The 17,331-nt window shown below is 38.9% G+C and carries 17 protein-coding genes; 15 read left to right on the forward strand and 2 right to left on the reverse strand.

The features are described from left to right. The first annotated feature begins 5 nt into the window (after positions 1 to 5). The 6 genes from N782_RS03540 to spoVM all read left to right on the forward strand — a co-directional run bounded on the left by N782_RS03540 (position 6) and on the right by spoVM (position 5,131). Entirely contained in the window at positions 6 to 761 is a 756-nt protein-coding gene (locus N782_RS03540) for a Stp1/IreP family PP2C-type Ser/Thr phosphatase (protein ID WP_036816239.1), read from the forward strand. Beyond that, on the forward strand, positions 761 to 2,719 hold the full coding sequence (gene pknB, locus N782_RS03545) for a Stk1 family PASTA domain-containing Ser/Thr kinase (RefSeq protein ID WP_036816241.1): 1,959 nt from the start codon (positions 761 to 763) through the stop codon (positions 2,717 to 2,719). Before N782_RS03540 ends, pknB begins: the two co-directional genes overlap by 1 nt. Beyond that, positions 2,720 to 3,601: a ribosome small subunit-dependent GTPase A gene (gene rsgA / locus N782_RS03550; RefSeq protein WP_036816243.1), complete on the forward strand. Its 882-nt coding sequence runs from the start codon at positions 2,720 to 2,722 to the stop codon at positions 3,599 to 3,601. A 4-nt stretch (positions 3,602 to 3,605) separates the two neighbouring features. Then, positions 3,606 to 4,256: a ribulose-phosphate 3-epimerase gene (gene rpe, locus N782_RS03555; protein ID WP_036816245.1), complete on the forward strand. Its 651-nt coding sequence runs from the start codon at positions 3,606 to 3,608 to the stop codon at positions 4,254 to 4,256. 82 nt (positions 4,257 to 4,338) lie between these two features. Further along, positions 4,339 to 4,995 (forward strand): thiamine diphosphokinase, encoded by a 657-nt coding sequence (locus N782_RS03560; protein ID WP_036816247.1) that lies wholly within the window; start codon positions 4,339 to 4,341, stop codon positions 4,993 to 4,995. A 52-nt stretch (positions 4,996 to 5,047) separates the two neighbouring features. Next, complete coding sequence (spoVM, locus tag N782_RS03565) at positions 5,048 to 5,131, forward strand: stage V sporulation protein SpoVM (RefSeq protein WP_036816250.1); 84 nt, start codon at positions 5,048 to 5,050, stop codon at positions 5,129 to 5,131. A 206-nt stretch (positions 5,132 to 5,337) separates the two neighbouring features. Here spoVM and rpmB read toward each other — a convergent pair whose 3' ends face one another. Continuing rightward, positions 5,338 to 5,526 (reverse strand): 50S ribosomal protein L28, encoded by a 189-nt coding sequence (rpmB, locus tag N782_RS03570; RefSeq protein WP_036816254.1) that lies wholly within the window; start codon positions 5,524 to 5,526, stop codon positions 5,338 to 5,340. A 267-nt stretch (positions 5,527 to 5,793) separates the two neighbouring features. Here rpmB and N782_RS03575 point away from each other — a divergent pair, with 267 nt between their 5' ends. Both N782_RS03575 and N782_RS03580 read left to right on the forward strand, forming a co-directional pair. After that, positions 5,794 to 6,156: an Asp23/Gls24 family envelope stress response protein gene (locus N782_RS03575; protein WP_036816256.1), complete on the forward strand. Its 363-nt coding sequence runs from the start codon at positions 5,794 to 5,796 to the stop codon at positions 6,154 to 6,156. A gap of 36 nt (positions 6,157 to 6,192) precedes the next feature. Then, positions 6,193 to 7,863 (forward strand): DAK2 domain-containing protein, encoded by a 1,671-nt coding sequence (locus N782_RS03580; RefSeq protein ID WP_036816257.1) that lies wholly within the window; start codon positions 6,193 to 6,195, stop codon positions 7,861 to 7,863. A 926-nt stretch (positions 7,864 to 8,789) separates the two neighbouring features. Here N782_RS03580 and N782_RS03585 read toward each other — a convergent pair. Beyond that, positions 8,790 to 10,064: an NCS2 family permease gene (locus N782_RS03585; protein WP_202595663.1), complete on the reverse strand. Its 1,275-nt coding sequence runs from the start codon at positions 10,062 to 10,064 to the stop codon at positions 8,790 to 8,792. A gap of 264 nt (positions 10,065 to 10,328) precedes the next feature. Here N782_RS03585 and sdaAB point away from each other — a divergent pair, with 264 nt between their 5' ends. The 7 genes from sdaAB (at position 10,329) to fabG (ending at position 17,320) form a co-directional block, all read left to right on the forward strand. Further along, positions 10,329 to 10,991 carry an L-serine ammonia-lyase, iron-sulfur-dependent subunit beta gene (sdaAB, locus tag N782_RS03590; protein ID WP_036816261.1) on the forward strand — a complete coding sequence of 221 codons (663 nt, stop codon included), beginning with the start codon at positions 10,329 to 10,331 and terminating at the stop codon, positions 10,989 to 10,991. Positions 10,992 to 11,032: 41 nt separating this feature from the next. Beyond that, positions 11,033 to 11,926 carry an L-serine ammonia-lyase, iron-sulfur-dependent, subunit alpha gene (gene sdaAA, locus N782_RS03595; RefSeq protein ID WP_036816263.1) on the forward strand — a complete coding sequence of 298 codons (894 nt, stop codon included), beginning with the start codon at positions 11,033 to 11,035 and terminating at the stop codon, positions 11,924 to 11,926. Between the two features lie 5 nt (positions 11,927 to 11,931). Then, positions 11,932 to 13,968 (forward strand): ATP-dependent DNA helicase RecG, encoded by a 2,037-nt coding sequence (recG, locus tag N782_RS03600; RefSeq protein WP_036816265.1) that lies wholly within the window; start codon positions 11,932 to 11,934, stop codon positions 13,966 to 13,968. 81 nt (positions 13,969 to 14,049) lie between these two features. Further along, entirely contained in the window at positions 14,050 to 14,625 is a 576-nt protein-coding gene (gene fapR / locus N782_RS03605) for a transcription factor FapR (RefSeq protein WP_036816267.1), read from the forward strand. Between the two features lie 2 nt (positions 14,626 to 14,627). Next, positions 14,628 to 15,638, forward strand: coding sequence for a phosphate acyltransferase PlsX (gene plsX, locus N782_RS03610; RefSeq protein WP_036816269.1), 1,011 nt, complete (start codon positions 14,628 to 14,630; stop codon positions 15,636 to 15,638). After that, complete coding sequence (gene fabD, locus N782_RS03615; protein WP_036816271.1) at positions 15,635 to 16,576, forward strand: ACP S-malonyltransferase; 942 nt, start codon at positions 15,635 to 15,637, stop codon at positions 16,574 to 16,576. The genes plsX and fabD overlap by 4 nt, the downstream gene beginning before the upstream one ends. A gap of 3 nt (positions 16,577 to 16,579) precedes the next feature. Next, positions 16,580 to 17,320, forward strand: coding sequence for a 3-oxoacyl-[acyl-carrier-protein] reductase (gene fabG, locus N782_RS03620; RefSeq protein WP_036816274.1), 741 nt, complete (start codon positions 16,580 to 16,582; stop codon positions 17,318 to 17,320). Positions 17,321 to 17,331: the final 11 nt, after the last annotated feature.

Below are 17,331 nucleotides of genomic sequence, written 5' to 3' on the forward strand. Positions count from 1 at the left end.
AACCCATGAATGGTTATTTTCTAACAGATAAGGGCCAAGTGAGAAGTCATAATGAGGATGCTGGTGGGCTTTATTTCAACAAAAATCATCAGATATTGGCTGTAGTAGCAGATGGAATGGGTGGTCATCGAGCTGGAGATGTAGCAAGTAACATTGCTACATCCTCTTTACATAATAAATGGTTAGACACGGATAAGATCACTAGTCCTGAAATGGCAGAACAATGGTTAGATGAACAAATTAGGTCTATTAACGAAGAGATTTACCAGCATGCAGTCCATAATGAAGAGTGTCATGGTATGGGGACAACGGTTGTTGCGGTTATATGTACAGAGGAATTTGCTACAGTCGCACATATAGGTGATAGTCGTTGTTATTTGGCAAATGAATTTGGCTTTAAGCAAGTAACAGAAGATCATTCACTAGTAAATGAGCTAGTACGAACAGGCCAAATTACTGAAGAAGATGCAGAACACCATCCAAGGAAAAACGTTTTATTGAAAGCGCTTGGTACAGAACCAAATACAGCTATGGATATTCATACTATTACATGGGAAGAAGATGACAAGTTACTTCTTTGTTCTGATGGCTTATCGAATAAAATGTCAGATGAGGAGTTATATGAATTTGTGAAAGAGCCAATGCCTTTAGAAGAAGCAGCGGCACGTTTAGTTGAGATCGCCAATGAGAGAGGTGGAGAAGATAACATCTCCTTGGTGATCGTTCACCATGATGAATCTACGAAAGAGGGTGCATCCTAATGCTTAAGGGACACCTTCTTAATGAACGCTATGAAATTCAAGATATGATTGGCGGCGGAGGAATGGCCAATGTTTATTTAGGTAAAGATACCATTCTAAATCGAAATGTTGCCATTAAAGTATTACGTCTAGAGTATGCTAACGATGAAGAGTTTATAGCTAGGTTTCGAAGAGAAGCACATTCTGCCACAAGTCTTTCCCATCCAAACATCGTAAACATCTATGATGTAGGGGAAGAAGAACATATCTATTATATGGTCATGGAATATGTTGATGGTATGACGCTAAAGCAATATATTCAAACATACGGACCTGCCGAGGTAGAAGAGGCAATTGAAATCACCAAACAAATTACAGCGGCTATGTCTCATGCCCATGAAAATGATATCGTTCATAGAGATATAAAACCTCAAAACATTTTAATTGATGAACATAAACATGTGAAAGTAACTGACTTTGGAATAGCGATAGCCTTAAGTGCTACTTCCCTTACCCAAACAAACTCAGTTCTAGGTTCTGTACACTATTTATCACCTGAACAAGCCCGTGGAGGGATGGCGACTAAGAAGTCAGATATATACTCCATAGGGATTGTTTTATTTGAGTTACTTACAGGCAGGTTGCCATTTTCCGGTCAATCAGCAGTTTCCATTGCACTCAAGCACTTGCAAAGTGAAACCCCTTCTTTAATGAGATGGAACCCATCCGTTCCACAAAGTGTTGAAAACATTGTTTTGAAAGCTACAGCTAAGGATCCCTTCCACAGGTATGACGATATTTATGATATGGTGGATGATTTAGAAACAGCACTTCACCCTGATCGTCAGAACGAAGAAAAATTTGAAACACCAATCGAAGATGATGAAGAAGTAACAAAAGCTATTCCCATTATTACTAACGACATGTATAAGAATGATGAACCTGTAGAAGATACAATCGTCCACGACACCGATCATACTTCGACCATTACGACCCCTCCTAAGAAAAAAGGAAAATGGAAGGGATGGGTATTTGGCCTGCTAATTTTAATTATTGGGGTTGGAAGCTTAGCTGTATTCTTGCTACCAAAACTTCTAATACCAAATGATGTTGAAGTAGTTGATGTTAAAGGGATGAAGTACGAAGAAGCCTACAGTACTCTAAGTGAACTGAATTTAGATGTTTCTCAAGAAACGATGTATTCAGAAGATGTTCCAGAAGGAAATGTCGTTCGCTCAGAGCCAAATGCAGGTAGTACCATAAAAGAAGGGTCACAAGTTAAGATTTATACTAGCTTAGGAAAAGAGCGAGTATCTTTTGAAGACTACCTTGGTCAAAACTTTTCTCAAGTGGAAAAAATGCTAAAAGAAAAAGGATATAAAATAATTGCCTATAAACAGCACTCTGAGAAATCAGAGGGTGAAATTATAGGTCAAGTTCAGCCAAATCCAGGTGATAAAGTTATTCCAGAAGAAACAAGTGTTATTTTTGAAGTAAGCGATGGGCCAGAACAAGTCCAAGTTAGTAAACTTGTAGGTGATTATCTTCAAGAAGTGTACGATTATATTGACCAGGATAAGAGGATATCTCTCAAAGAACCTCAGTATGAATACTCTGATTCTGTTCCTGAAGGAGTTGTAATTCGACAAAAGCCAGAGGCTTATGCGAGAGTTACTCCTGGTACTGAAGTAACTGTGTGGGTCTCAAGAGGTAAAAAAGAACAAGCACCAGTAAATAAAGATGTATCGTTTGCTGTTGAGCTTGATGAGGAACAGACAGGTCAAGAACATGAAGTGAAAATCTATGTTGATGATGTTAATCGAAATGGTTCAGAAGTTTATGAAAAATATACCATTACCGAAACAGCTCAGTATGAACTAACATTGACTATCGCAGAAGGACAAGAAGCAACTTATCGGGTTATGCTAGATGACGAGGTCTATTTGGAAGAAAGCGTACCATACGAAGAGGGTGAATAAATGCCTACAGGTAAAATTGTAAAATCATTAAGAGAATTATATTATGTCCAATCTGGAGGTAGTGTGTTTCCCTGTAAAGGTCGAGGAAATTTTCGCAAAAAGAAAATAACCCCTTTGGTTGGAGATGATGTAGAATTTAACATAGATGAAAATGAGGAAGGGTACATTTTAGAGATTCATAAACGTAAGAATGAATTTGTACGCCCTCCGATTGCAAATATTGATCAGGCAATCATAGTTGCTTCCGTAGTGGAACCTGACTTCAAGCCGCTATTACTGGATCGATTTCTTGTATTGATTGAATCGAAGTCATTACAACCTGTTATCGTTTTCACAAAAACTGATTTATTAGACGATGATAAGAAACAAGAAATAGAAAAGTATAAGCAGGCTTATGAGGAATTGGGATATCAAGTGGTTATGGGTTCTTCAAAAATCGACCATAGTTTAGAGGAAGTCTCAACCTTTTTAGAGGGCAAAACTTCTGTAATTGCAGGACAGTCAGGCGTCGGGAAATCTTCAATGTTAAATGCATTAGAGCCTAACTTGCAGCTTGAAACCAATCAAATCTCTAAAAGCCTAGGTAGAGGAAAGCATACAACACGGCATGTCGAGTTAATTGAAATGTATGGGGGATTAGTAGCTGATACACCAGGGTTTAGTGCGTTAGAATTCCAAGGCCTAGAACTCGATGAACTACCTGATTGTTTTCCTGAGATGCGAGAATTTGGTGAAGAATGTAAATTTAGAGGTTGTTTGCATAATAAAGAACCAAAATGTGCCGTGAAACAAGCTGTAGAAGATGGAGATATACCTCGATTCAGATATGAGGATTATTTGCATTTTTTACATGAAATTCAGAATAGAAAGCCGAGGTATTAAGGTTATGACAAAAATTGCTCCTTCCATATTATCTGCTGATTTTTCTAAGTTAGGGGAAGAGATTGAAGATGTCGAACAAGGTGGGGCCGATTATATTCATGTTGATGTCATGGACGGTCATTTTGTTCCAAACATCACTATTGGTCCGTTAATTGTTGATGCTATTCGCCCTAAGACACAATTGCCGTTAGACGTTCATTTAATGATTGAGAATCCTGACCACTATATCAATCAATTTGCTAGTGCAGGAGCAGATATCATTACTGTTCATCAGGAAGCATGTACTCATCTTCATCGCACTATCCAACTGATTAAAAGTGAAGGGTGTAAGGCTGGTGTAGTAATCAATCCAGCTACACCTGCTGAAATGATAAAGCCAATTCTGAAAGATGTGGATTTAGTATTGCTGATGACGGTTAATCCGGGTTTTGGTGGACAATCCTTTATTGAAGAAGTTGTGCCTAAAATTGAGCAAATTGCCAACTGGCGAAATGATTTAGGTCTTTCATTCGAAATTGAAGTTGATGGTGGTGTCAAACATGGTACAGCAAAAACGTGCATTCAAGCTGGTGCCGACGTATTAGTGGCTGGAAGTGCTGTATTTAAAAAAGATGATCGCGCAAAAGCAATACAAGAAATCCGTCAAGACGCTTAAATCATCTGTGAAGTTAAACTGCCTCCGTGAAGGCAGTTTTTTCTATATTGCGAAATTCCTAATAAGAAAGCTGGTGAAGAGAATGACAAAGATAGCCATTGTTGGAGGAGGGCCAGAAGAGCATATTCCTTCTTTACATGAATATAATGAAGATGAAGTGATTTGGATAGGTGCAGACCACGGCGCTATTTCCCTTATTCGTCAAGGTATTCGTCCAACCTTTGCTGTTGGTGATTTCGATTCAATCACTGACGACGAGATGGACCAAATTGTTAATCAATCCGAAAAAGTGGAAGAGCATCCAGTGGAAAAAGATGAAACAGACTTGGAAATTGCACTAAAAAAAGCCCTTCATTATGAACCACAAGAACTATATTTATTTGGTGTAACCGGCGGTCGCTTAGATCATGAACTAAGTAATCTTCAGCTACTATATCCATTAGATGAGCAACAAATTCGAGGAATTATCATTGATAAGAGTAACTGGGTTGAATTAAAGAGACCAGGAACCTATGAGGTTCTGCACAATCAAAAATATCCATATTTATCATTTATTCCATTTACTCCTGTCATTAAGGGTCTTACATTATCATCTTTTTACTATCCTTTAGAGGATGCGACAGTCAAGTGGGGATCGACTTTATGCATATCGAATAAGCTTATTTCAGAAAAAGGTACTTTTTCATTTCATGAAGGCATATTATTACTTGTAAAGAGCCGAGATGTAAAAGGGGAATAAATCCAGGCTTTAAATAGCCAATTATGGATCTATGTTAGAGGAGGGGGAACATATGAAGTTTTATACCATTAAACTCCCACGATTTATTGGTGGTTTTGTTCGAGTCATTATCGGAACATTTAAAAAAGATTCCTAGTGAAAGAACTCTGTGCTCTTTATGACTAATAAGGTTGCTGTCCTCTTCGTATTTATTTACTTCTACCTATACAAAAAAAGCACCCTGAATGGGTGCTTTTTTTGTCCTTAACAAAGGAATGTTATTAAGGAGATTGATCAGAGAAAAAAGCTCCTATCTTATCCTTTAAAGGAAAGAGTGGATTTTCCACTATTCAATCGTATGCGTTACACGCGTTTAAGTTTACCTGACTTAAGTTCACGAGCAGATACGTTTACTTTTTGAGGTTTTCCATCAATCATAACGCGGACTTTTTGTACGTTAGATTTGAATTGACGCTTAGTAGCGTTCATCGCGTGTGAACGATTATTACCAGTTCTAGTTCTACGGCCTGATACGGCACATTTACGGCTCATTATTTTCCCTCCTACTTGCAATGAAGCTATAAAAAGCTTCATGTATATGTTCAAATACTTATATAATTTATCATACGCAGAATTGTTTTTCAACAGATACTCATAAATATATCAAGAAAACTAACTTGACAGATAATCAGATTTCGTCCATTGTAATAAGAGGATTTTGCACCATTTACCATGTCCAGTTATTGGATAACTTTTAAATTTGATCTGGTTATAGTAAAATGACCTTAAGTTTAAGAGTAACGAAGGAGGATATATGATATGTCCATCGATTTAAACACTAACTATGGTCATGTGACGATTACTAATGATGTTATTGCAACGGTTGCTGGAGGAGCAGCTGTGGAATGCTATGGTATTGTAGGTATGGCTTCAAAAAATCAATTAAAAGACGGTATTGCAGAAATACTACGTAAGGAAAATTTCTCAAGAGGTGTTATTGTACGCCAAGAGGAAGAACAAGTACATATTGATATGTACATCATTGTTAGTTATGGAACAAAAATTTCTGAGGTTGCTCACAACGTCCAATCTCAAGTGAAATATACACTAAACAAGACGGTTGGATTATCAGTAGACTCTGTGAATATTTATATTCAGGGTGTGCGTGTAGCAAACGAATAAGTAGACGATCTATTGGAGACGAAGGAGGAAGTTGGAGTGACGACACGAACGTTAGATGGAGCAACTTTCGCAAAAATGGTACTCTCAGGAGCTCACCATTTAACGAATAATGCAAAAATGATCGACGCTCTTAATGTATTCCCAGTACCAGATGGAGACACGGGAACAAATATGAATTTATCTATGACCTCAGGTGCCGACGAGGTACGCAATGTACAAGATGATCACGCTGGTGTCGTAGCAAAAAGCCTTGCAAAAGGATTATTAATGGGAGCGAGAGGGAACTCCGGAGTGATTCTCTCTCAGCTTTTTCGAGGATTTTCTAAAGCAATTGAGGACAAATCAACCATTACGACTAAAGATTTTGCAGATGCAATGAATTCAGGTGTTAAGACAGCCTATAAAGCAGTTATGAAACCAGTAGAGGGAACTATATTGACAGTAGCTAAAGATTCAGCAGAAGCTGCTCAGAAGGCTGCAGAACAACATGAAGATATGATTGATTTCATGGAAGAGGTTATTACGGAGGCAAAAGCCTCCTTAAAGCGAACTCCAGAACTACTGCCTGTACTCAAGGAAGTCGGGGTTGTTGATAGTGGTGGACAAGGTTTAGTAACGATTTATGAAGGATTCTTAGCTAATTTAAAGGGAGAAAAATTACCGGAATTAGGCGAGTCTGCTTCACGAATGGAAGAGATGGTAAACGCAGAACACCATAAACTTGCTCAAGATTTCATGAATACGGAAGATATCGAATTTGGATATTGTACAGAGTTCATGGTTCGTTTTGAAGATGAGAAGCTTAAAGATAACCCTTTTGATGAAGATACCTTTCGAAATGAGTTAGGTGAGATGGGGGATTCCTTACTTGTTGTTTCTGATGAGGATCTTGTAAAAGTTCACGTTCACGTAGAGCATCCTGGGGAAGCGCTTACGCTTGGTCAACGCTTCGGTAGTCTGATTAATATGAAGATAGAAAATATGCGTGAACAACACACCTCTATTGTAGGAGAAAAACAACAGTCCAAAGAAATGAATCAAGAAAAAGCTGAGTTCGGAATTGTAACTGTTGCAATGGGCTCAGGAATAAAAGAGATGTTTGAAAGTCTCGGTGCAACCGTAGTCATCGAAGGTGGACAAACCATGAATCCTAGTACACAGGACTTAACAGAGGCCATCAAAGCAGCGCATGCCAAGAAAGTTATTATCTTGCCTAATAACAAAAATATATTGATGGCTGCGGATCAAGCAGCAGACTTAGCAAATGATGAAGTTGTGGTCGTACCTACTAAGACCGTACCACAAGGGATGAGTGCTCTGTTAGCATTTAACCCTGAGGCAGAATTAAGTCACAATCAGTCCAGCATGAAAGACGCAGCGAAAGCTGTGAAAACAGGTCAACTCACATATGCTGTTCGAGACACACAAATTGACGGCATGACAATTGAGGAAGGTAACTTTATGGGAATCCTTGAAGGGAAAATATCCTCAACCCATGCTGATAAATTAGAATGCGCACAGCAACTTCTAAAAGATATGATTAATGAAGAAGAAGATGAAATTCTAACTATTCTTCAGGGAGAAGATGCTACTCAAGAAGAAGTAGAAGCATTGGAAACTTTCTTAGAAGAAACTTTTGAGGATTTAGAGGTAGAGATTCATTACGGTAATCAACCAATCTACTCCTTCATTTTTTCAGTTGAATAATCGAACCATCAACAGACTTTCTTTTTGATAGGAGGTCTGTTTTTATTTTGTTTGATTATTGATTATAAGAGGCTTAATGTTGAAGACTTGAATTGGAGATAATTGAAGTGCTCCGATGTGTTAGAAGAATGGGGTTGGGTAGGAAACAACTCGATTTCCCACTGCCCTACACGACGTAGGGAAGTTCAACGTTGTCACAGGATGTGACGGTCTTAGTTGAACTTCTCCTTCTCTTTCTCCCGCGGAAGTCTCGCTGTTTTCCACCCAACCCTGCCGATATGTTGTTATCGTAATCGGGAATTGTAGTACTGCTTTTTTGACGGACATATAATCTCTTATTTACTGTAAAAACCCTCTTTAGGAGAGGATAACGGACATACAGTTCCTTATTTGGGGAAAAACGTACTACATTAAGGTGATTTAGGCTAAATAGCGTACTGTATGTCCGTTGTGAATGCAAAATAGCCTTCAAATCGAAGAATAAGATACTATATGTCCGTGAGCATCGCATCATTCTGTGTCCTAAAACATCCCTCGATTCGTGGATACCCTCAATCAGATCCCATTCTAACCTGGCCGTGTTTCCGTTCCTCCCAACATCACGGGATGTAGCCGTGGAACAAGGAGACTGCTACCGGAGAAAGAGGTAGGCAAGATCCCGGAATGATAAAAGGAGGTTCGACTAAAACCGTCATATCGTGTGACAACGTCGAATGACTGGGGGCCGCCGGCAGGCCGTGAGTTATTCCACGGCCACCTTTATGCCATTTAAAGCAACGAAAACATCTCTAATCCCATAATATTTCGAACCCAAGTCTTCAAGATATTGGGGCTTATGTGGAATAAATAAAAAAGCTTGGATTTTAAATCCAAGCTTTTTCAGTAATTTAAATGATAGCTATCAATCTGTTTTGCATCTTGTATATTTAATGTCCAATTGCTTTAAACACAAACTCCGCTAAAAATAGACATGCTATAATTACAATCGGAATAGAAACTTCATTCCGTTTACCAATAGCGAATTTGACAATTGGGTACGCAATAAAGCCAAATGCCATACCGTCGGCAATGCTGTACGTGAAAGGAATCATTGCCATGATAAAAAAGGCTGGGATAGCTTCTGATATATCATCTAGTGAAATGTGTCGGATGTTTTGAACCATAAGCGCACCGACTATTATCAAGATTGGACTTACAGCCACTGATGGTATCCAAGAAATTAATGGGATAAAACCAATGGTTAGTAGAAATAACAAACCAGTTGTAATAGAAGCTTTACCAGTCTTCCCATCGGAAGCAATAACCGCAGCACTCTCGGCTGAAGAAACGGTTGGTGATGTTCCGAAGAAAGCGCATGTTAATGCTGAGAATGATGTCGTTTGGAATGAGCGTTTGAATTTTTCAGGTTGTTTTAACATGGACAGTTGACCATTTAATAATCCCATATTTTCAAATACAAGAACAATCGTTAACGGAAACACGCTCATCCAAAATGCGATCTCATCTATGGCAGATAAGGAAGGTGTAAAGACCCACTGAATATCAGAGGTTATTAGTCCAGTTGATTTTCCTTCTAATATGCCAAAGAAATAAGCTAAAGCTGTTCCGCTGATCATGGTGAATAGAAAGTGCCCTGGGACATTCTTAACAAAAAGAAATACTCCGATTGCAAGAGTCAATAGACTTACAAGCACAGTTGGGGACGTAAAACTACCAAGCTCAACAAGAGCGTGCTCACCTCGGACAACAATTCCGCCTTTTTCAAGTCCAATTAAAGTTAAGAAAAAACCTAATCCTACAGTGATAGCGTGTTTCAGAGCATCAGGGATAGCTTTTTGCAGCCAAGTAGCCATTCTAGTATTTGCAACCACAATGAAAAGCAGAGAAGATACTAGTACCACTCCAAGGCCTTCTTGAAAGGATAAACCTGATCCCTGGACAATAGAATACGCAAATAGTGCATTTACTCCCATACCAGGGATTAAAATCATAGGTGCATTTGCCCAAAAACCTAGAAGTAAACAACCTATAACACTGGCAAGGATTGTCGCAATCATACCATTTTGAACTGATATGCCAGCATCGCTTAGAATGGAACTATTTACTGCAACTATATACACTGTTGTTAGATAGCCTACAATACCAGCTGTAATATCTTTGCGAACTGGAGAATCAGGCTTCTTATTATGCTGTTGTGACATGTGCATTCCTCAAAAAAATATAGCCCTCTCCCACCCGATTATGTCGTTCATAATCCACAAATTCTAATTATAGAGACTTTAAACCTTTTTGGCAATAATAATAAGGATACTATCCCAGTTTGTTTTTTGTTATAATAAATACGCAAGATTTAGCCTTCTTTGAATGCGTTTCCAAAAATGCAATATTGCATTAGTATCCTTTGAAAATAAGGAAACAAGACTTAACTTTTTATAGACAATACATATACATTGGATGGTGGGAGAATGAAATATAAATCCGTTTTCGATATTATTGGACCTATTATGATTGGTCCATCTAGTTCTCATACAGCTGGAGCAGCTCGTATTGGGAGGGTAGCTAGAGATTTGTTTGGGCGTGAACCGAAATGGGTCAAAATCCATTTGTATGGTTCCTTTGCTAAAACATATAAGGGACATGGTACTGATGTGGCAATCGTTGGGGGTATATTAGATTTCGAGACTTATGATCAGCGGATTAGTCAGTCATTAACTATCGCAAAGGAAAAAGGTATTAAAGTGCAATTCTATGAAGAAGATGCTCATACTGATCACCCTAATACTGCAAGAATTCGTATAGGAGATGATGATGGGGATCTTGAACTCGTAGGTATTTCTATCGGTGGGGGTAAGGCTGAGATAATTGAGATGAACGGATTTGAACTTCGTTTATCAGGAAATAATCCGGCAATCTTAGTTATGCATAACGACCGATTTGGGGCTATTGCATCTGTTACACAGCTTCTTGCAAAGCATGAAATCAACATAGGACATATGGAAGTCTCCCGAAAAGAAGTGGGGAAAGAGGCATTGATGGTTATTGAAGTAGATCAAACCATATCAGAAGCACAATTAAAAGAATTAGAGCAATTTGAACATATTCTCCAAGTTGCAAGAGTGGTTGAATAAACAAGTTATTATTTGAGATAACATTCCAAGGGGGAGAAGGCATGAAAATATTATTTAGAAATGTTGCTGAATTAGTCGAGCTTTGTGAAAGTGAAAATATATCCATCTCAGAAGTAATGATTCGTCAAGAGATGCAAGTAAGAGATAAATCTAGAGAAGACGTCTATGGCCAGATGGAAGCGAATTTAGATGTTATGGAAAAAGCTGTTGATGATGGGCTGAAAGGAGTTAAGTCTGTTTCAGGCTTAACTGGGGGAGATGCTGTACTTATTCAAGAGTATATGAAAACTCACACGCCTTTATCCGGGAATATTGTCATGGATGCTGTAAGTAAGGCTGTGGCCACAAATGAGGTGAATGCAGCAATGGGGACAATTTGTGCTACGCCTACGGCGGGTAGCGCAGGCTGTGTGCCTGGTACACTCTTTTCAGTAAAAAACCAATTAAACCCTTCGAGAGAGCAAATGGTACGCTACTTATTTACATCAGGAGCATTTGGCTTTGTTGTTGCAAATAATGCATCAATTTCGGGAGCCGCAGGAGGCTGTCAAGCTGAAGTTGGCTCTGCTGCAGGTATGGCAGCAGCTGCAATTGTTGAAATGGCAGGTGGTACCCCAGCCCAATCAGCCGAAGCAATGGCAATTACATTGAAAAACATGTTAGGGTTAGTATGTGACCCTGTTGCAGGACTTGTAGAAGTTCCTTGTGTGAAGAGAAATGCAATGGGTGCATCCAATGCTGTGGTGGCAGCTGATATGGCATTAGCAGGAGTTACAAGTAGAATCCCTTGTGATGAAGTCATTGATGCGATGTATAGAATCGGACAAACCATGCCGGTTGCCCTTAAAGAAACAGCTCAGGGAGGTTTAGCTGCTACGCCAACAGGTCGTGAGCTAGAAGCAAAAGTGTATGGAATTAATTTAAAGAAAGAGTGAGATACGTGCTAGATCAATCGGTTTTACAGTTGTCCGGTGTGGGGGAAAGAATGAGAGAAACACTGGAAGAGATGGGGATTTATACAATTGAGGATTTCTTATTTTATTTCCCGTTTCGATATGATTATCATGAGGTGAAACCGCTAACAGAGCTTGTTCATAATGAGAAAGCAACGATTGAAGGGGAGGTTATTGGTGAACCTTCCCTAACCTTTTATGGGAAGAAAAAATCACGCTTAATGCTGAACTTACAAGTTGAACATTTTGCAGTAAAGGCTGTTATGTTTAACAGGGCTTTTGCAAAAAAACAATTACAGGCTGGAGATACTGTAACGGTTACCGGAAAATGGGATCAGCATCGACTGCAAATTACAGTAAGTCAATTTAAGAAAGGTAAAGCGAAAAATCAAACTCCTATTCAGCCTGTCTATTCTTTAAAAGGGAACTTAAAACTTCCGACTTTACGTAAATGGATGGGAAAGGCTATTGATGAATATGGTTCTTATTTACCCGAAATCTTACCATCTTCTTATTTAGATACATATAAACTTCCTCATCGAGTAGAAGCTCTTTACGCAATGCATTTTCCGGAGAGCAGAACTCGCTTGAAACATGCGAAGAGGCGATTTGTGTATGAAGAGTTTTTATTATTTCAATTAAAGATGCAAATACTTCGTAAGATGAAGCGTGAAGCAACAACAGGGAATAGTCAAAACTATGATGAAGAAGCTGTTAATCATTTCACAGATCAACTTCCTTTTGAATTAACAAGCGCTCAGTCAAAGGCATTACAAGAAATCTTAAAAGATATGCAATCTCATTATCGTATGAATCGATTGTTACAGGGAGATGTAGGCTCTGGTAAAACAGCTGTTGCAGCCATAGCTCTATACGCTACGATTACGTCAGGGAAGCAAGGGTCTCTGATGGTGCCAACAGAAATATTAGCAGAGCAGCATCATCAATCTCTTTCGGAGTTATTTGAAGGTAAAGCTAATGTAGTATTGCTAACAGGATCTGTGAAAGGAAAAAAACGAAAAGAAATCTTGACTCAAATAGAAGAAAATGAAGCTGATATTATTATAGGTACGCACGCGTTGATCCAAGATGAAGTGAGATTTCATGATTTAGCTCTTTCTATTATAGATGAGCAACATCGTTTTGGTGTGAATCAACGTCGAGCTTTGCGGGACAAAGGGTTAAATCCAGATGTCTTATTTATGACAGCTACACCAATACCTAGAACATTAGCGATTACAGCCTTTGGCGATATGGATGTATCCATAATTGACCAAATGCCTGCTGGTCGAAAAGAGGTTGAAACGTATTGGATTAAAGAACAAATGCTAGATCGAGTGCTTACCTTCATAAAAAAAGAAGTAGATAATGGACACCAGGCATATGTTATTAGTCCATTAATAGAAGAGTCAGATACACTGGATATTCAAAATGCAGTTGATATTTATAATCAACTTACTCAGTATTATGATGGGGATTTGAAAGTAGGTTTAATGCACGGGAGATTATCAGCTGAAGAGAAGGAAGAAATCATGAAACAATTTGCTGATAATGAAGTGCAAGTCTTGGTGTCTACTACTGTTGTTGAAGTAGGGGTGAACGTTCCAAACGCAACAGTTATGTTGATCTATGATGCAGAACGCTTTGGATTGTCACAGCTTCATCAGCTAAGAGGCCGAGTTGGTAGAGGTTCAGAACAAAGTTATTGCATTTTACTAGCAGATCCTAAGGGAGATGTAGGAAAAGAAAGAATGCGAATCATGTCAGAGACCTCTAACGGGTTTGAATTATCAGAACAGGATTTACAACTTCGTGGACCAGGTGACTTTTTTGGTCGAAAACAAAGTGGAGTACCAGAGTTCAAGGTTGCTGATATGGTTCATGATTATCGTGCACTTGAAACAGCTAGGCAGGATGCCAAGGAGATTATTGATCATAATCTATTATCGACGAATGAGGAGTACAATGAACTTCTAAAACGTTTAGAAAAAGACCCGATTCTACAGGGACAAATCCTTGATTAGTCAAGAATCCTTCCTTGCATAACAGTCCCAGGTATTATATATTACTATTAGTACCTAGTCATAAATGGACGGTGTAGATAGATGAAGCGAAATAAAAAAGAGCGTCAACAACGCTTACAAGAAACAATAGAAGAAACGCCATTTATCACCGATGAACAACTAGCTGAAAAGTTTGGCGTTAGTATTCAAACAATTCGTCTAGATCGCATGGAACTCTCCATACCTGAGTTACGAGAAAGAATTAAATCTGTAGCTACGCACCAATGGAATGAAACCGTTCGAGCGTTGCCCATTGAAGAGGTAATTGGAGAAGTGGTCGATTTAGAGTTAGATACAAAAGCCATATCCATCTTAGATATAAAAGACGAGCATGTTTTTTCCAGAACACGTATCGCACGGGGGCATCATCTTTTTGCTCAAGCTAATTCGTTAGCTGTAGCTGTAATTAATGATGAATTAGCTTTAACGGCCAAATCTGAAATTCGCTTTAAACGTCAAGTAAGAGAAGGTGAACGAGTTGTAGCTAAAGCGAATGTAAAGGGAAATGATGATAAAGGAAGAACCATTGTAGAAGTACAAAGTTCAGTGGAAAACGAACCTGTTTTTTCTGGAGTCTTTGTCATGTTTCGTTCAAATGATGATAAAGGAGAGGCATAATCGTGAGAATAGCAATTGATGCCATGGGAGGCGATCATGCACCTAATGAGATTGTACTTGGTGCTGTAGAAGCGGTAAAGCATATCTCCAATTTAGAAGTAACCTTGATTGGAGACCAAGAACAAATATCTCCTCTACTTTCTGATGATCAAAAAAACATCGAAATCATACATACTACGGAAGTAATTTCAAGTGAGGATGAACCGGTTAGAGCTGTTAGACGTAAGAAAAATGCTTCTATGGTTTTAATGGCTCAAGAGGTAAAAGAGGGACGTGCTGATGCTTGCATATCTGCAGGAAATACAGGTGCATTAATGAGTGCTGGTTTATTTATTGTTGGTCGCATTGAAGGTATTGAACGTCCGGCATTAAGTCCAACTCTACCTACTGTAGATGGGCAGGGATTTTTGCTTTTAGATGTAGGTGCAAATGTGGATGCAAAACCGCACCATTTAGCGCAATATGCTCTAATGGGCTCTATTTATACAGAGCACGTTAGAGGAGTTAAAAAACCTCGAGTAGGGTTGCTGAATGTTGGGACCGAAGAAGGTAAAGGAAATGAGTTGACGAAGAAAGCTTATACAGAAATGCAAGAGTTACCGATTCATTTTGTTGGAAATGTAGAATCTAGAGACCTGCTTAATGGGGTAGCTGATGTGGTTGTGGCTGATGGTTTTACTGGAAACATTGCATTAAAGACCATTGAAGGTACCGCTATGTCGATGTTCTCCATGATAAAAGAAACATTGTCTTCAAGCTGGAAAAGTAAATTGGCAGCAGGTATGGTGAAAAATGAATTAAGAGGGCTAAAAGATCAGCTCGATTATTCCGAATATGGAGGTGCAGCGTTATTTGGCCTAGCTTCACCTGTCATTAAGGCTCATGGCTCATCTAATCGTAGAGCAATCTATAACGCCATCAACCAAACCTGTTATATGATTAACCACAATGTGAATTTTACAATTGAAGAAACGATACAAGGTATGAAACATACTCAGGAGGGTGAAGAATGAAAAAAGTAGCTTTTATATTTCCCGGACAAGGTTCTCAGGAAATAGGAATGGGAAAAGCTTTTTTTGATCAATCAAAAGATGTTCAATCTCAATTTCAAAAAGCGGATGAGTTACTAGGAGTTCCTCTGACTGAATACATGTTTGAAGGACCTGCTGATACGTTAACCAAGACAGAGAATGCTCAGCCAGCATTGCTGTTAACAAGTACAACGATTGCTGGAATTCTAAAAGAAAACGGCGTTCAGCCAAATATGGTTGCAGGACATAGTTTAGGGGAGTACAGTGCTCTTGTAGCTGCCAATGCTATCTCCATGGAAGAAGCACTTCAACTTGTTCAAACTAGGGGCCGGTTAATGGAAGAGGCTGTTCCAACTGGTCAAGGGTCTATGGCTGCTGTATTGGGCTTAGACGCAGAAACAATTGAAGAAGTCACAACAGAAATTCGTGACCAAGGCGATGTAGTGGAAGTTGCTAACTATAACTGTCCAGGACAAATTGTGATTTCTGGTACTAAAGCTGGGGTAGAGAAAGCTTGTGAACAGTTAAAGGAAAAAGGAGCAAAGCGGGCATTACCATTGAACGTAAGTGGTCCTTTTCATTCACGGTTGATGAAACCAGCAAGCGAACAGTTTCAACAAACTTTAGAGCAAACTGACATTCATAATGCAGATGTACCTGTATATGCAAATGTAACGGCACAGCCGGTTAAAGAAGAAAAGAAGATATATGACTTACTAATTGAACAATTATATTCTCCTGTGCGCTTTGAGGAAACATTACGAAATATGATGGAAGAGGACCTTGATGCCATTGTAGAAGTAGGAAATGGTAAAGTTCTTAGCGGTCTTGTTCGTAAAGTTAATAGACGTATGAAAACATTTGCGATTCAAGATCCAGAAAGTTTACAATCATTTATCGAATGGTATAAGGAGGACTAAACAATGTTAGATGGAAAAGTAGCGCTAGTAACTGGAGCATCACGTGGAATTGGTCGTGCTATAGCACTAGAACTTGCTAGGCAAGGGGCCAAGGTTGCAGTTAATTATGCAGGAAGCGAACAAAAGGCTCAAGATGTAGTGGATGAGATTCAACAAGCAGGATCAGAAGCCATTAAAATTCAAGCTAACGTTTCTTCAGAGGAAGAAGTTAAGTCTATGATCAAGCAAGTAGTAGAACAGTTTGGAAGCATTGATATTCTAGTGAATAACGCTGGTATTACAAGAGATAATCTTCTGATGCGCATGAAGGAAGAAGAATTCGATCAAGTAATTGATACAAATCTTAAAGGTGTATTCCTTACTACGAAAGCAGCAGCTCGTCCGATGATGAAGCAAAAAGGTGGTAAGATTGTAAATATTGCCTCTGTAGTTGGTGTGAGTGGAAATGCAGGTCAAGCAAACTATGTCGCTGCAAAATCAGGGGTTATTGGATTAACCAAAACCTCAGCGAAAGAATTTGCGTCGAGAAACATTATAGTAAATGCAGTGGCACCTGGCTTTATTGAAACAGATATGACAGATGAATTAAGAGATGATCAGCGTGAATCTATGCAAAATATGATTCCTCTAGCCCGTTTAGGAACTGGAGAAGATATTGCTAAAGTTGTTCGCTTCTTAGCGTCGGATGATGCGAATTACATTACAGGACAAACTATCCACGTTGATGGTGGTATGGTTATGTAAACAGAGGATTT

It is taken from the genome of Pontibacillus yanchengensis Y32 (assembly GCF_000770635.1).
Taxonomy (GTDB): domain Bacteria; phylum Bacillota; class Bacilli; order Bacillales; family BH030062; genus Pontibacillus; species Pontibacillus yanchengensis.

Bases quoted from the DNA above. Each gene is read 5' to 3' on its own strand.
- N782_RS03575 (WP_036816256.1), top strand. From the start codon at position 5,794: ATGTCCATCGATTTAAACACTAACTATGGTCATGTGACGATTACTAAT.
- sdaAB (WP_036816261.1), top strand. From the start codon at position 10,329: ATGAAATATAAATCCGTTTTCGATATTATTGGACCTATTATGATTGGT.
- pknB (WP_036816241.1), top strand. From the start codon at position 761: ATGCTTAAGGGACACCTTCTTAATGAACGCTATGAAATTCAAGATATG.
- rpe (WP_036816245.1), top strand. From the start codon at position 3,606: ATGACAAAAATTGCTCCTTCCATATTATCTGCTGATTTTTCTAAGTTA.
- N782_RS03585 (WP_202595663.1), bottom strand. From the start codon at position 10,064: ATGTCACAACAGCATAATAAGAAGCCTGATTCTCCAGTTCGCAAAGAT.
- spoVM (WP_036816250.1), top strand. From the start codon at position 5,048: ATGAAGTTTTATACCATTAAACTCCCACGATTTATTGGTGGTTTTGTT.
- sdaAA (WP_036816263.1), top strand. From the start codon at position 11,033: ATGAAAATATTATTTAGAAATGTTGCTGAATTAGTCGAGCTTTGTGAA.
- fabG (WP_036816274.1), top strand. From the start codon at position 16,580: ATGTTAGATGGAAAAGTAGCGCTAGTAACTGGAGCATCACGTGGAATT.
- N782_RS03540 (WP_036816239.1), top strand. From the start codon at position 6: ATGAATGGTTATTTTCTAACAGATAAGGGCCAAGTGAGAAGTCATAAT.
- fabD (WP_036816271.1), top strand. From the start codon at position 15,635: ATGAAAAAAGTAGCTTTTATATTTCCCGGACAAGGTTCTCAGGAAATA.
- N782_RS03560 (WP_036816247.1), top strand. From the start codon at position 4,339: ATGACAAAGATAGCCATTGTTGGAGGAGGGCCAGAAGAGCATATTCCT.
- rsgA (WP_036816243.1), top strand. From the start codon at position 2,720: ATGCCTACAGGTAAAATTGTAAAATCATTAAGAGAATTATATTATGTC.
- fapR (WP_036816267.1), top strand. From the start codon at position 14,050: ATGAAGCGAAATAAAAAAGAGCGTCAACAACGCTTACAAGAAACAATA.
- rpmB (WP_036816254.1), bottom strand. From the start codon at position 5,526: ATGAGCCGTAAATGTGCCGTATCAGGCCGTAGAACTAGAACTGGTAAT.